Source organism: Leifsonia sp. 1010 (genome assembly GCF_031455295.1).
In the GTDB taxonomy this organism is placed as follows: Bacteria; Actinomycetota; Actinomycetes; order Actinomycetales; family Microbacteriaceae; genus Leifsonia.
The window spans coordinates 52,235-65,007 of the sequence record NZ_JAVDSL010000005.1; the positions used below are offsets into that span (position 1 = coordinate 52,235).

The 12,773-nt window shown below is 71.5% G+C and carries 14 protein-coding genes; 8 read left to right on the forward strand and 6 right to left on the reverse strand.

The window, feature by feature from the left end; all coding sequences use genetic code 11:
* Positions 1-16: 16 nt before the first annotated feature.
* Positions 17-1,738: a PucR family transcriptional regulator gene (locus J2Y42_RS17570; protein WP_309861166.1), complete on the reverse strand. Its 1,722-nt coding sequence runs from the start codon at positions 1,736-1,738 to the stop codon at positions 17-19.
* A 92-nt stretch (positions 1,739-1,830) separates the two neighbouring features.
* Between J2Y42_RS17570 and J2Y42_RS17575 the strand changes: the two genes are divergently transcribed.
* The 4 genes from J2Y42_RS17575 (at position 1,831) to J2Y42_RS17590 (ending at position 7,006) form a co-directional block, all read left to right on the forward strand.
* Complete coding sequence (locus J2Y42_RS17575) at positions 1,831-3,327, forward strand: CoA-acylating methylmalonate-semialdehyde dehydrogenase (RefSeq protein ID WP_309861169.1); 1,497 nt, start codon at positions 1,831-1,833, stop codon at positions 3,325-3,327.
* Positions 3,328-3,341: 14 nt separating this feature from the next.
* A complete protein-coding gene (locus tag J2Y42_RS17580; RefSeq protein WP_309861172.1) occupies positions 3,342-4,760 on the forward strand; it encodes an aspartate aminotransferase family protein in 1,419 nt (472 codons plus the stop codon).
* Between the two features lie 138 nt (positions 4,761-4,898).
* Positions 4,899-5,999: an NYN domain-containing protein gene (locus tag J2Y42_RS17585; protein WP_309861175.1), complete on the forward strand. Its 1,101-nt coding sequence runs from the start codon at positions 4,899-4,901 to the stop codon at positions 5,997-5,999.
* Between the two features lie 56 nt (positions 6,000-6,055).
* Positions 6,056-7,006 (forward strand): NADP-dependent oxidoreductase, encoded by a 951-nt coding sequence (locus J2Y42_RS17590; RefSeq protein ID WP_309861178.1) that lies wholly within the window; start codon positions 6,056-6,058, stop codon positions 7,004-7,006.
* A 26-nt stretch (positions 7,007-7,032) separates the two neighbouring features.
* On the opposite strand, the gene J2Y42_RS17595 is transcribed toward J2Y42_RS17590, so the two are convergent.
* From J2Y42_RS17595 to J2Y42_RS17605, 3 genes are read right to left on the reverse strand one after another with little or no spacing between them, the layout of a single operon-like run.
* Positions 7,033-7,323, reverse strand: a complete 291-nt coding sequence (locus J2Y42_RS17595) for a DUF4287 domain-containing protein (RefSeq protein ID WP_309861181.1) — start codon at positions 7,321-7,323, stop codon at positions 7,033-7,035.
* Between the two features lie 2 nt (positions 7,324-7,325).
* Positions 7,326-7,661, reverse strand: coding sequence for a hypothetical protein (locus J2Y42_RS17600; RefSeq protein ID WP_309861184.1), 336 nt, complete (start codon positions 7,659-7,661; stop codon positions 7,326-7,328).
* Between the two features lies 1 nt (position 7,662).
* Positions 7,663-8,040: a hypothetical protein gene (locus J2Y42_RS17605; protein WP_309861187.1), complete on the reverse strand. Its 378-nt coding sequence runs from the start codon at positions 8,038-8,040 to the stop codon at positions 7,663-7,665.
* A gap of 85 nt (positions 8,041-8,125) precedes the next feature.
* Between J2Y42_RS17605 and J2Y42_RS17610 the strand changes: the two genes are divergently transcribed.
* The 3 genes from J2Y42_RS17610 (at position 8,126) to J2Y42_RS17620 (ending at position 10,981) form a co-directional block, all read left to right on the forward strand.
* Positions 8,126-8,371 (forward strand): hypothetical protein, encoded by a 246-nt coding sequence (locus J2Y42_RS17610; RefSeq protein ID WP_309861190.1) that lies wholly within the window; start codon positions 8,126-8,128, stop codon positions 8,369-8,371.
* A 27-nt stretch (positions 8,372-8,398) separates the two neighbouring features.
* Complete coding sequence (locus tag J2Y42_RS17615; protein ID WP_309861194.1) at positions 8,399-9,808, forward strand: MFS transporter; 1,410 nt, start codon at positions 8,399-8,401, stop codon at positions 9,806-9,808.
* 495 nt (positions 9,809-10,303) lie between these two features.
* The gene (locus J2Y42_RS17620) at positions 10,304-10,981 is read left to right on the forward strand and encodes an alpha/beta family hydrolase (RefSeq protein WP_309861197.1); all 678 of its coding nucleotides are present in this window, start codon (positions 10,304-10,306) and stop codon (positions 10,979-10,981) included.
* A 9-nt stretch (positions 10,982-10,990) separates the two neighbouring features.
* Here J2Y42_RS17620 and J2Y42_RS17625 read toward each other — a convergent pair whose 3' ends face one another.
* On the reverse strand, positions 10,991-11,452 hold the full coding sequence (locus tag J2Y42_RS17625; RefSeq protein ID WP_309861199.1) for a phage tail protein: 462 nt from the start codon (positions 11,450-11,452) through the stop codon (positions 10,991-10,993).
* A gap of 110 nt (positions 11,453-11,562) precedes the next feature.
* Between J2Y42_RS17625 and J2Y42_RS17630 the strand changes: the two genes are divergently transcribed.
* Positions 11,563-12,102 (forward strand): sugar O-acetyltransferase, encoded by a 540-nt coding sequence (locus tag J2Y42_RS17630; RefSeq protein ID WP_309861202.1) that lies wholly within the window; start codon positions 11,563-11,565, stop codon positions 12,100-12,102.
* 129 nt (positions 12,103-12,231) lie between these two features.
* Here the strand turns inward: J2Y42_RS17630 and J2Y42_RS17635 are convergent, their stop codons facing one another.
* Complete coding sequence (locus tag J2Y42_RS17635; RefSeq protein WP_309861205.1) at positions 12,232-12,732, reverse strand: hypothetical protein; 501 nt, start codon at positions 12,730-12,732, stop codon at positions 12,232-12,234.
* Positions 12,733-12,773: the final 41 nt, after the last annotated feature.

The window sequence follows — 12,773 nt, forward strand, 5'->3', positions numbered from 1 at the left end:
GGTTGACGCCGTCAGGTCAGGTCGCGGCGCGACCCCTCGCCAGCACCGCGGCGTGGAGGGCCGCGACGGTCTCGCCGTCGTCCAGGTCCATCCCGAGCAGCTCCTCGATCAGGGCGATGCGCTGGTAGAAGACCGACCGCGAGAGGTGGCTCGCCGCGGCCGCGCGCGTCCGGTTGCCGGGGTGGCTGAGGTACGCGCGCAGCACCTCCACGAGGTCTCCGCCTGTCGCCAGGTCGTACTCGATCAGCGGACGCAGCAGCTGCTCGGTGTGCTCCAGCAGCCGCGGGTCGCTTCCGAGCGCGTTGACCAGCCTCAGCAGCGGCCGATGCTGAACGCGCTGGATGAGCGGCCTCCGCCCGAGGCGAGCATCGGTGCGCGCGGCTGATCCGGCCGCCAGTTCGACCGCCTCCTCCAGCGACGACAGCAGCCCGGTGACCCCGCGCGCATCCGAGCCGACGGCGACGACCGCCACCGGGTCGTCGAGGCGCACCGACCCGACGGCGTCCGCGATCGCGGCGAACAGGGCGTCCCCGAGCTGCCGACCCGGCCGAGCGGACACCGCGACGACGAGGGTGCCCGGCTGCTCGGGATGCCGTCCAGCGACCGCGTCGACGCCCGCCGCCCGAGCGGCCTCCACGGCGCGCGCCGCCGCCGGAACGGGCAGCGTCCCGGAGCGCAGCCGCACGGCCACCCCCGCGACCGGCCGGCCGGAGAGCGGGAAGCCCGCCGCCTCGAAGCGGGCTGTGACGCCGCCCTCCCCCGCGAACCGCCGGCCGAGCAGCGCCGCGAGCAGTGCGTCGTGGCTGCGCCGCGTCCACTCGTCGTCGTCGCGGTCGGAGAGCCGGCTGAGCGCGAGCGCGACCGCGGCCTGCTCGAGCACGTTGGAACGGCCGGCGGGATGCGGTTCTCCGGGCAGCCCGACGAGGTGACCCCAGCGCATCCCCCGTGCCTCGACCGGGACGATCGTCCACCCGGCCGCGCCCGACCGGTGGGCCGCCCGCGAGCGCTGCTCCCAGTCGGCGAGCTCGTCCTCTGCCGATGCGTTCGCTCCGGCAGCCGCCGTCCCACTGGCGGCCGTCCCACTGGCGGTGAGGCCACTGGCCGCGATCACCCGGTGGCTGGTGTCCTCCAGCACCACCGGCGACCCGAGCACGCGCGCCGCCTGCTCCACGATGAAGTCGGCCGGGCTGCCGCGCAGGCTGAGACCGGTGAAGAGCGCATGGATGTCGTCCCGCGCCCGCAACGCGACCATCTGCTCCGCGATGATGCGCGAGTGCACGGCCTCCGTGATCGCGACGAACCGCGCCTCCCGGTGCAGGACGACGAACGGGAGCCCGGCCGCCTGGAACTCCTGGACGAGCGCGGCGGGCGCGGCCGGCATCGGCGCTCCCAACTCCAGCACGAGCCCCGCGACGCCGGCCTCCACGAGCACCCGGCCGAGCCGGCGCAGGGCGGCGTCGTCGGCCGGCCACCCGACGCCGGTGGCGAGCAGCAGTTCGCCGCCGGAGCCCAGCCGGGCCGCCTCCGCCGTCTCGGCGACGTGCACCCAGCGCACCGGCGCATCCAACCGCTCCCGGCCGGTCAGCACCTCGGGCAGGGCGACGGCCACCGGTTCCATGCGCAGCACCTCGCGCACCGTCGGCAGCACGGACGACGACGGCGCGTGCAGCTGCGGCGCATTCCCCGAGGCTTCCGGACGAACTGTTCGACCCGCGTGCGGGTCCCGACGATCTGGCATCGCTTCTACCGCCCCCGCTCTGTGATCATTGGGAGGCAAGCTTACTGTCACCGCCGGGCAGAACGTCCGGCGAAACCGCGAGGAGGATCCCCGTGGCCCTGATCCGCCACTTCATCGCCGGCGAAGAGATCGCCGCAGAATCGACCGGCGCCCTGCGCACCGGCCCGGTGTTCAATCCGGCGACCGGCGAGCGCCAGCACGAGGTCGCCCTCGCCGATGCCGCCGAGACCGAGCGCGCGATCGCCGCCGCGCGCGCTGCCTTTCCTGCGTGGCGCGCCACCAGCCTGACCAAGCGCGCCGACGTGATGTTCCGCCTCCGTCACCTCCTGACCGAGCGTCGCGACGAACTCGCCGCCATCGTGACGAGCGAGCACGGCAAGGTGCTCTCCGACGCTGCGGGCGAGATCGGCCGCGGGCTCGAGAACGTGGAGTTCGCGAGCGGCCTGATCGACAAGCTCAAGGGCGAGTACAGCGAGCAGGTGTCCACCGGCATCGACGTGCACAGCGTCAAGCAGCCGGTCGGCGTCGTCGCCTGCATCACCCCGTTCAACTTCCCCGTGATGGTGCCGCTGTGGATGGTCGCCAGCGCCATCGCCTGCGGCAACACCGTCGTGCTGAAGCCGAGCGAGAAGGACCCGAGCGCCTCCGTGTTCCTGGCGAAGCTGTTCCGCGAGGCCGGACTGCCGGACGGCGTGCTGAACGTCGTGCACGGTGACAAGGAGGCGGTGGACACGCTCCTCGACTCCCCCGACGTCGCCGCGGTCAGCTTCGTCGGCTCCACTCCGATCGCCCGCTCGATCTACCAGCGCGCGTCGGCCAACGGCAAGCGCGTCCAGGCGCTCGGCGGAGCCAAGAACCACATGGTGGTGCTGGCGGACGCCGACATCGACGCCGCCGCCGATGCAGCGGTCTCGGCCGCCTACGGCTCCGCCGGCGAGCGCTGCATGGCGGTCAGCGTGGTGGTCGCCGTCGGCGACGTCGGCGACCGGCTGGTGCCGGCCATCCAGTCGCGCCTCGGCGCCCTGCGCATCGGGCCGGGCACGGATGCGGCCAGCGAGATGGGCCCGCTCATCACGCGCGAGCACCGCGACAAGGTGGCGTCGTACGTCACAGGCGCCGCGGCGGAGGGCGCGACGGTCGTGGAGGACGGCACCGCGCGCTCGTTCGACGGCGACGGCTTCTTCGTGGGCGTCAGCCTGCTCGACAACGTGAAGCCGGGCATGAAGGCGTACGACGACGAGATCTTCGGCCCGGTGCTGTCGGTGGTCCGGGTCGACACCTTCGACGAGGCGATCGACCTCATCAACGCCAACCCGTACGGCAACGGCGTCGCGCTGTTCACCCGTGACGGCGGGGCAGCCCGCCGCTTCGAGTTCGAGGTGGAGGTCGGGATGGTCGGCATCAACGTGCCCATCCCCGTCCCCGTCGGCGCCTACTCGTTCGGCGGCTGGAAGAACTCGCTGTTCGGCGACTCGCACATCTACGGTCCCGAGTCGTTCCACTTCTACACGCGGAGCAAGGTGGTCACCACGCGCTGGCCGGACCCGCTGCACTCGCGGATCGAGCTCGCGTTCCCCGGCAACGCGTGAGCGAGGAGACGACGATGACGGACACCATCCCGGCCACCGGCACGCGGACCGGCTATCTCGACCGGCACGGCGTCGAGCATCCGTTCGGGGATGCGGAGGCCGAGCGCCAGGTGCGCAGCGACGACCGCGGCCACGTCTTCCACTCGTGGAGCGCGCAGGCGAAGATCGACCCGCTGCCGATCGCCGCGGGCGAGGGCTCCACGTTCTGGGACTACGACGGAAATGCGTACCTCGACTTCAGCTCGCAGCTGGTGAACCTGAACCTGGGGCACCAGCATCCGGACCTGGTCGCCGCCATCCAGCAGCAGGCGGGCCGGCTCGCCACCGTGCAGCCGTCGATGGCGAACGACGTGCGCGGCGAGCTCGCTCGACGCATCGCCGAGGTGGCTCCAGGGACGCTCAACAAGGTCTTCTTCACCAACGGCGGGGCGGACGCGAACGAGTACGCGGTGCGCCTGGCGCGCGCCGTGACCGGCCGCCGCAAGGTGCTGTCGATGTACCGCTCGTATCACGGCGGCACCGCGACCGCGATCGCCCTCACCGGCGACCCGCGGCGCTGGGCGAACGAGCCGAGCGACCCGTCGGTCGCGCACTTCTTCGGCCCGTACCCGTACCGGAGCGCGTTCCACTCGACCTCGCCCGAGGAGGAGACGCAGCGCGCGCTGGAGCACCTCGAGAACGTGATCGTGCTGGAGGGCGCCGGCACGATCGCGGCGCTCATCGCCGAGACCGTCGTCGGCACCAACGGCGTGCTGGTGCCGCCGCCCGGGTACCTCGCGGGCGTGCGGGAGCTGTGCGACCGGTACGGGATCGTGTACATCGCCGACGAGGTCATGGTCGGTTTCGGGCGCGTCGGCGAGTGGTTCGCTGTGGACGCCTTCGACGTGGTGCCCCACCTGGTCACCTTCGCGAAGGGCGTGAACTCGGGATACGTGCCGCTCGGCGGCGTCGTCATCTCGGACGCCATCGCCGCACAGTTCGACGATGTGCCGTTCCAGGGCGGCCTCACCTATTCGGGCCACCCGCTGGCCTGCGCCGCCGGGGTCGCGACGTTCGACGTGTTCGAGCGGGACGGCATCCTCGAGCGGGTGCGCGACCTCGGCTCGCGCGTGGTCGAGCCGGAGCTCCGGTCGTGGCAGGAGCGGCACCCGTCGCTCGGCGAGGTGCGCGGCCGCGGCCTGTTCTGGGCACTGGAGCTGGTGCGCGACCGCGACACACGGGAGCCGCTGGTGCCGTTCAACGCGGCGGGACCGGATGCGGCGCCGATGGCCGAAGTCGCGGCGGCCTGCAAGGCTGCGGGCGTCTGGCCGTTCACCCACTTCAACCGCGTGCACGTCGCGCCGCCACTGATCATCGGCGAGGACGAGCTGCGTCGCGGTCTCGCCGCGATCGACGCGGCACTCGATGTTGCGGACCGCTACGCGCGGTCCTGACCGGCGAGCGGATGGGCGGAGTGTGGATGGGCGGAGTGTGGATGGGCGGCACCTGGTGTCGTCCATCCACAGCCGCAGCTTGTCCACATCCTGCTTCCCGCCGGTCGGCTCACGGCGGCCGCAAGCTATCGTGGCAGCATGAGTGAACCCGGAGACGGCCGTGTCGCTGTCTACATAGACTTCGACAACATCGTCATATCCCGTTACGACCAGGTGCATGGTCGTGGCTCCTACATGCGCGATCGGCCCAAGTCGAGCTCGACCGCGCCGAAGGCGGGCTTCGCCGAGAAACTGGCGGAAGCGCGCGTCGACCTGGGTGCGGTAATCGACTTCTCCTCGTCGTTCGGCACGTTGGTGCTGACGCGGGCGTACGCCGACTGGTCGTCCGCCGTCAACGCCGAGTACCGCGGCCAGCTGGTCGGCCGCGCGGTCGACCTCGTGCAGCTCTTCCCGGCCGCCGCCTACGCCAAGAACGGCGCCGACATCCGGCTCGCGGTCGACGCGGTCGAAGACCTGTTCCGGCTTCCCGAGCTCACGCACGTGGTGATCGTCGCGGGCGACTCGGACTACATCCCGCTGGCCCAGCGGGTGAAGCGCCTCGGGCGCTACGTGATCGGGATCGGCGTCGCCGGCTCGACCGCCAAATCGCTCGCCGCGGCCTGCGACGAATTCGTCAGCTACGACGACCTCCCGGGCATCGCCCGTGACGAGGCGGAGGACGCGGACGACGTCGAGGTCGAGGCGGGCACCGAGCCGGTGACGGCGGTGGCCGCGGAGCCCGCGGGTGACCAGGCCGATGGCGCCGCCGCGGAACCCGAGACGGTGGATGCGTCGGCTCCGGCCGCGGACGCCGCCTCCGAGCCGCCGCAGCGGGCGAAGCGCGGAAGCCGCAAGCGTGCCGCTGCGACGACCAGCACGGGGGATGCGGACGAAGAGCAGAGCGAGGACCCGCAGCACGTCGCCACGCGACTCCTCGCCCGCGCCATGCAGCTCGGCCACGAGAAGGACGACTCGCCGTGGCTGCACAGCTCGACGGTCAAGGGCCAGATGAAGCGGATGGACCCGTCCTTCAGCGAGAAGGCCCTCGGTTACCGATCGTTCAGCGACTTCATCAAGTCGCGCGGCGACCTGGTCGAGCTCGACGACAGCTCGACGGCCCAGATGCTCCGGCTCGCGCCGACCCGTCCCCGCCGTGCGCGGCACAGCGGCCGCGCTGCGGATCGCGTCTCCGCCACCTGAGACGGCATGGCAGAGGTCTTGAGCCGGCGCACAGCCGACGGGAGTTGACTGCGATCATGGCGAGCCAGAAGACAGCACGACAGTGGCGAGCGACCCGCTGGGGCGGGCCGGAGACGTGGGAGTTCGCGGAGGTCGAGGTCCCCGACCCTCGACAGGGCGAGGTCACGATCGAGGTCCGCGCCGCGGGCGTCAACCCGGCCGACTACAAGCACGTGTCGGCAACCCGGGAGGGCCTGGAGCTCCCGGTCCCGATCGGCTACGAGGTGGCCGGCGTCGTCGCGGCCATCGGTCCGGACACCGAGATCGCGTCCGGCGGCGGGGCCGTCGGCGACGCGGTCGTCGCGTTCCGCATCCAGGGCGGCTATGCCACCGCCGTCACCGTGCCGGCGAAGGACGTCTTCGCCAAACCCGCCCGGCTGGCCGATGAGGAGGCCGCCAACCTCCTGCTCGTCGGCACGACGGCCGCCCAGATGCTCGACGTGACCGATGTGCGCGCGGGCGAGACCATCCTCGTGCACGGAGCGTCGGGTGCCGTCGGCGTGAGCATCCTCCAGCAGGCGGCCGAGATCGGCGCGCGCGTCATCGGGACGGCGAGCGAGGCGAGCTTCGCCCGGGTGCGTCGCTTCGGCGGCCTGCCGATCGCCTACGGCCCCGGGCTCGCAGAGCGCGCCACGGAAGCCGCCCAGGGGCCGATCGCCGCGGCTCTCGACACGGTCGGCACGGAGGAGGCCGTCGACGTCTCCCTCGACCTCGTCCCCGACCGGCGGCGCATCGTCACCATCGTCGCCTCTCAACGTGCACAGCAGGAGGGCTTCCACGCCGTCTTCGGCGCCCAGCCGGAGAGCCAGGCGTTCCGCGACTCCGTCCGCGGCTCACTCCTCGAGCTGGCGGGCAGCGGCCGGCTCCAGGTCCCCGTGGCGCGCACGTATCCTCTCGCCGACGCTCCGGAGGCGCTCGCGTTCCTGAAGGAGGGCCACCCGGGCGGCAAGCTCGCGCTGCTGCCCTGACGGGCGCGGCGGTGCCCCGCGAGAGATCAGCCGGCCGGCTTGGTCGCCTTGCCGTCCAGCCACAGCGTCGCCGACTCATCCCGGTGCACGCCGTCGGTGCCGACGAACTTCGTGTCGATCTCCGGGCCCTTGGTGATCACGTGCACCATCGCCATCCCGTGTCCGCGGCCCAGCCCGTAGTCGTCCTTCAGCCAGGCGAGGATGTCGCCCGCCTTGCTGCCCGGACCGAACCCGCGCTCCCCCGCCTCCGCGACGAGTTCGCGCGGCGTCTTGCCGGTCTTCTCCTCGACGGCGTCGAGGTACGCCTGAAACGACATCCTCAGTTCCCTCTCTCGTCGCGGTCGACGATGGCTTCCGCCTCCGCTTCGGACACGACCACCATTCCCCCGGTGCGCTGACTCGTCCGCAGCAGCACATCCATCCAGCGCTCGTTCAGCCGCGGCGGCCTGCTGCCGCTGAACACGAACGCCAGCGGGATGTCGCGACTGATCCAGAGGCTCACCCGACCCCCGCCCAGGTCGGCCGGGATCTGCCAGTTCAGCAGGAAGCTCTCGTGGCGGCGCAGCTTCGTGACGACGGCGATCTTGACGTGCGCCAGGGTGCGGTCGTCGAACTCGTACTCCTGCGGCGCGGTCCCGTAGACCAGCCTGCCCACGTCACGCCCCCTCGCGGCGCTTGCCGTTCCTCGTCCTGCTCGCCCGGTAGGTCCCCTCCGGGATCTCTTCGCGGATCTCCGCGCGCAGGTCGTCCTCGAGCATCAGCCCGGAGTTGCTGTTGGCGCGTTCGCCGAGGATGGTCAGCCAGTCGCGGTTCAGCTCGGGCAACTCCGGCCTCGCGAACACGAACTGGAGCGAGATGGACGGGTCGAGCCAGATCGACCGCAGCACGCCGTCCGGACCGGCTGTGCGATCCGTCCAGATCAGGAGGAAACCCTCCCGGCGCCGCAGCTTCGTCTGGACGACCGCCTGCAGGTGCGCGAGCACCCGGTCGTCGAACGTGAAGCCGTCGGCCCCGTCGTAGATCAACGTTCCCACGCGAGTCCTTCCTCTTGGGATCACTTTCTCCAAACCACCGCGCGCCGTCAAGTCACGGTTGCGCGAACCGCCGTAAAGTCCGGTCATGGACGCACTTACGCGAACCATCAAAGCGGCCCTCCTCTACGAGGACGGCCGGACCCTCGACAGCGTCGTGGTCGTGCCGCTGATCGGCGGATGCCCGCCCGGCGAGATCCGCGTCGCCACCCTGTTCGCCGGGGCCCTCGCGTACGACGTGTACGAACTGGCCGACGAGGAGGAGTACTCGTCGATGCCCGCCTACCCGTACCGCTCCACCATCCCGGTCACGACCGCCGACCTCGACGAGTGATCGCACGGCCCGAGTAGCGTGGACGGAGTGAGCCGCTCCGACGACCCTGCGCGCCCGCGCACCGGGGCGGCCGTCGCCGCGCTCAGCCTCGGCACGCTGCTGAACCCGCTCAACTCGTCGATGATCGCGGTGGCCCTCGTGCCGCTGCAGCACGACTTCGGTGTGGATGTGACGGCGGTGACCTGGGTCATCACCTCGTTCTACCTGGCGTCGGCCGCGGGCCAGCCGCTGATGGGCCGGCTCGGCGACCGCTTCGGGCCGCGCCGCCTGTTCCTGTTCGGGATGCTCGTCGTCGTACTCGCGTGCGCGCTCACGCCGTTCGCCGGGTCCCTCGCCGCCGTCTGCGTCGGCCGGGTGGCGCTGGCGGTGGGGACGGCGACCGCGTTCCCGTCGGCGATCGCCCTGCTGCGGCCGCTCGCCGCGACCTCCGGGGTCGGGACGCCACGACTGCTCGGCCGCATCCAGATCGCCAACACCTCCGGCGCCGCTATCGGGCCGGTGCTCGGCGGCGCGCTGATCACGTTCCTCGGCTGGCAGTCGATCTTCTGGGTGAACGTGCCGCTGGCCCTGATCGCCTTCGTCGGCGTGTGGTTCTTCGCTCCGCGCGACGCCGAACGGGAGCGGGTGCCGCTGGGTCGCACGCTCGCCGAGTCCGACATCCCCGGCATCCTGCTGTTCATCGCGACCCTGACGTCGCTGCTCGTCTTCCTCCTCGACCTGGAACCCCAGCCGCTCTGGTGGCTGCTGCCGGTGTGCGCCGTGGCTGCCGCGCTCTTCGTCTGGCGGGAGTTGCGCACGGCCCACCCGTTCCTCGACCTGCGGCTGCTGGCGGCGAACCGGCGCCTCCTGCTGGTGTACCTCAGCTTCGCGATCTTCAACGTCGTCTACTACTCCGCCTTCTTCGGCCTGCCGCAGTACCTGCAGACGCACGGCGGCTACAGCGCGGGCGTCGCCGGGCTGCTGATGTTCCCACTCGCGGCCGTGACCATCGTCGTCACGCCGTTCGCCGCGCGCGCGATCGAGTCCGTCGGGCTGCGGCCGACCCTGATCACCGGTGCGATCGCGCTCGTGGTCGGGGCTGCCCTCCTCGCCGTCGCCGCCGCGACGACGGCGCCCTGGGTCGTGCTGGTGCTCACGGCGGCGCTCGGCATCCCCTACTGCGTCGTCAGCATCGGGATGAATCAGGCGCTCTACTCGGCGGCCCGACCGGAGGACAGCGGTGTCGCCGCAGGCATCTTCCAGACGTCGCGCTATGTCGGGGCGATCGTCGCGACGACGGTGCTCGGGCTTCTGTTCAGCGGTGGGACGACCGCGGGCAGCTGGCTGGCGGCCGTCGGCGTCGCGACCGTGCTGGCGGTGGTGCACCTGGCGCTGCTGGTGTTCGTGCGACCCGGACGCGCGGGGCGGTCGGGTCGCGCGGCGTCCTCTGCTTCCTGAGCGCCGCTCCGCCGCGCTGCCGCGCCGGTGGGTCGCAACACGCCGTTATGGGCGCGCCAGAACGGCGTGTCGCGACCCACAGACGGCGGACCGGCCGCCCGCGCTCAGGCGACCAGCGTGGTGCCGGGCGGCACCATGCGCTGCTGGGCGAGCGACGACGCACGGCAGAGCGGATTTCGGCATCCCACCGCCACCGTCACCACCGTCCAAGCCCCGCGCGACGTCGGCACCAGCCGCCGTTCCTCGGAGATCGGCCCTCCGCACACTCTGCACACCCGTGAGTCCGCGACCATCGTGATCATCCCCATCCGACCCGTTGGCGCCCGCATCGCCACTTCCATGGTCCGCCCGGCGGCGTGCGGAAGCAAGAGTCGCGGTGGATGTCGGGCGGTCGGGATGTGCGCATTTCCGTCCACAGCCGCTCCCCGCACCGACTCATCCACAGTCGGGGCGCGCACCGCCCTTCACCGGGCCCGCACGGGTAGCGTCGACTCCATGCAGATCGACGTCCCCACTTCGGTCGGCCCCGGCCGGCTGACCGTCTCCGCGGCCGAGCATCCCGCCGCGGTCCTTTGGATGGGTCACGGCGCCGGCGGCGGCATCGAGGCGGCCGACCTCGCTGTCCTCGCCTCCCGGCTGCCCGGCGAAGGCATCACGGTCGTCCGCTACGAGCAACCGTGGCGTGTCGCCGACAAGCGCGTGGCCGCCCGCCCGGCCACGCTCGACGTCGCCTGGCAGGAGACAGCCCCACGAGTGCGGGCGCTCGCCGGCGACCTCCCGCTGGTGACGGGTGGCCGCAGCGCGGGCGCACGAGTCGCCTGCCGGACCGCGACAGCGCTCGGCGCGCGCGGCGTTGTGTGTCTTGCGTTCCCGCTGCATCCGCCGGGAAAAGCCGACAGGTCGCGGCTGGACGAACTGCTCGAGCCGGCCGTCCCTGTGCTCGTCGTCCAGGGCGGAGGCGACCCGTTCGGGTCAGCGGCTCTCGTCGCGTCCGAAGTGGGTGCTGCGGAGGTCGGGGCATCCGCTGCCGCGGCCGCCCATCGTATCCGGGTGGTGGAGGTCCCGGGCGCCGATCACGGCATGCGGGTACCGAAGGCGTCCCCACTGGGCGCGGCCGGTGTGCGCGACCTCATCGCCTCGACGGTCGCCGAATTCGTCCGTGCGGTCGTGTGACGGAGGAGGTCAGTACTCGCCCTTGATCACGAAGTAGGAGCCGCGGATGGTTCCCGCGAGCCGGGACTTCTGGCGCGCGAACTTGAACGAGGACAACTCCTCCGGCACGTCCATCCCGTCGGAGAGCTTGAAGCCGACCGCCCGCTTGCCGCCCTCGGCGAGCGCGTACATCACGTTGATCGACAGCCCGGACTCGTAGAAGACGTACGTCATCCGAATCCCGTCGACCTCGAAGTCCGTGGCCTCGAGCGCCGGAGACGCAATGACGATGCCGCGCTCCTCTTTCAGGACCCGTGCGACCCGGTCCACCGCATCCTGCTCTTCCTCGGCGGTGCCGACGGTGAAGACGTGGTCGTACTTGTTGCGGTAGTACCGCGCTTCGTTCGCGCGGAGGCCGGCGAGCGCGTCCGCCACGGGCGACGACTCCAGCCCGACGGTGGAGACTTTCTCGAAGTCGACGACGTACGGCATGGGTCCTCCTGGATGTGCGGTGACGAGCCTTACCGTAGCGTGCGCCGCGCTTTGGGCGCGCCCTGGCGTGTCCGCTGCCCGCGCGCGCGACGCCACGTCAGGATCATGGGGTGTCCGAGCTGCTGATGCGCATCCACAGTCCCGAGTTCCAGGCGATGTCGGAGCGGGTGCTGGAGGTGACCGCGTTGACCTCGCGGCTGAACGTGCTCCCCTTCGACGACGAGGAGGGCAAGTCCGCCCTGTTCGAGCAGATCCTCGGCCGCCCGCTCCCGCCACGCGTGACCATCTACCCGCCGTTCTTCACCGACCACGGCCGCAACCTGGAGCTGGCGGAGCGGGTGTTCATCAACCAGAACTGCACGTTCCTCGACTACGCGGGCATCACCCTCGGCGAGCGCGTCATGGTCGCCCCGAAGGCGACCTTCATCACCGTCGGCCACCCCGTCGACACCGACGACCGCCGCATCTGGCTGACCGGCGGCCCCATCACGGTCGAAGAGAACGTGTGGATCGGCGCGGGAGCCACCATCCTCCCCGGCGTCACCATCGGCCGCGACTCCGTGATCGCCGCGGGCGCGACCGTCGCGGAGGACGTGCCCGCGCGGACGCTCGTCGCCGGTCCGAAGGCGGCGGTGCTCCGGAGCTGGTGAGGGGGCGGCGGCCGCGGAAAGGGAGGACTCCCGCTCCGACACACCGCGAGCCCGCCGGGAACGGAGGACCGGGCGCCGCCCACGTGGCGTAATGTCCTCCGTTTCTGCTTGGATCACATCCCGCGGTTGTCAGAGACGCACGCTCGACCCCGCGGCGCGCCGACGGCTCCATCGGCGGGGCCAGCGGACGTGAGCGCACGAGAACGCGAGGAGCAGCCAACCAGCGAGCAGTATCCATGGGTTGGGCTCCAGCACGTCGAAACGCCCTCCGAAGTCGTCACTGATCGCGGTCCGCGCCGCGAGAACGAGGGAACCGACGATCAGCACCGCGCCTGCGGACATCCAGACGAAGGCGAGTCCGGCATGCGCCCACCAGAAGTTGCGGGCACGGGGAATCAGGCGGAGCGGAAGGCCTCCCACCATGACGATGACCGTCGTCACGAAGGCCGCCGCGGCGCTCAGCATCAACCACCCGATCATCGACGGGATGCCGTCATAAGAACCCGCGGCGATGCAGATGACCAGCCCCGTGGAGCCCATGACGGCCAGGGTCAATGCAGACTGCCCACCCGCCTCCACGAGGCCGCGCAGTATGCCGGCCGTCACGCCGTTCTGCTGCCCGCTGCGCACACGTCCACGCTAGCGAGGCGCAACCGCGGAGGGATCATCCG

Excerpts from the sequence above, each read along its gene's own strand:
- J2Y42_RS17570 (WP_309861166.1), bottom strand. The coding sequence starts at position 1,738 with ATGCCAGATCGTCGGGACCCGCACGCGGGTCGAACAGTTCGTCCGGAA.
- J2Y42_RS17580 (WP_309861172.1), top strand. The coding sequence starts at position 3,342 with ATGACGGACACCATCCCGGCCACCGGCACGCGGACCGGCTATCTCGAC.
- J2Y42_RS17585 (WP_309861175.1), top strand. The coding sequence starts at position 4,899 with ATGAGTGAACCCGGAGACGGCCGTGTCGCTGTCTACATAGACTTCGAC.
- J2Y42_RS17590 (WP_309861178.1), top strand. The coding sequence starts at position 6,056 with ATGGCGAGCCAGAAGACAGCACGACAGTGGCGAGCGACCCGCTGGGGC.
- J2Y42_RS17595 (WP_309861181.1), bottom strand. The coding sequence starts at position 7,323 with ATGTCGTTTCAGGCGTACCTCGACGCCGTCGAGGAGAAGACCGGCAAG.
- J2Y42_RS17610 (WP_309861190.1), top strand. The coding sequence starts at position 8,126 with ATGGACGCACTTACGCGAACCATCAAAGCGGCCCTCCTCTACGAGGAC.
- J2Y42_RS17620 (WP_309861197.1), top strand. The coding sequence starts at position 10,304 with ATGCAGATCGACGTCCCCACTTCGGTCGGCCCCGGCCGGCTGACCGTC.
- J2Y42_RS17625 (WP_309861199.1), bottom strand. The coding sequence starts at position 11,452 with ATGCCGTACGTCGTCGACTTCGAGAAAGTCTCCACCGTCGGGCTGGAG.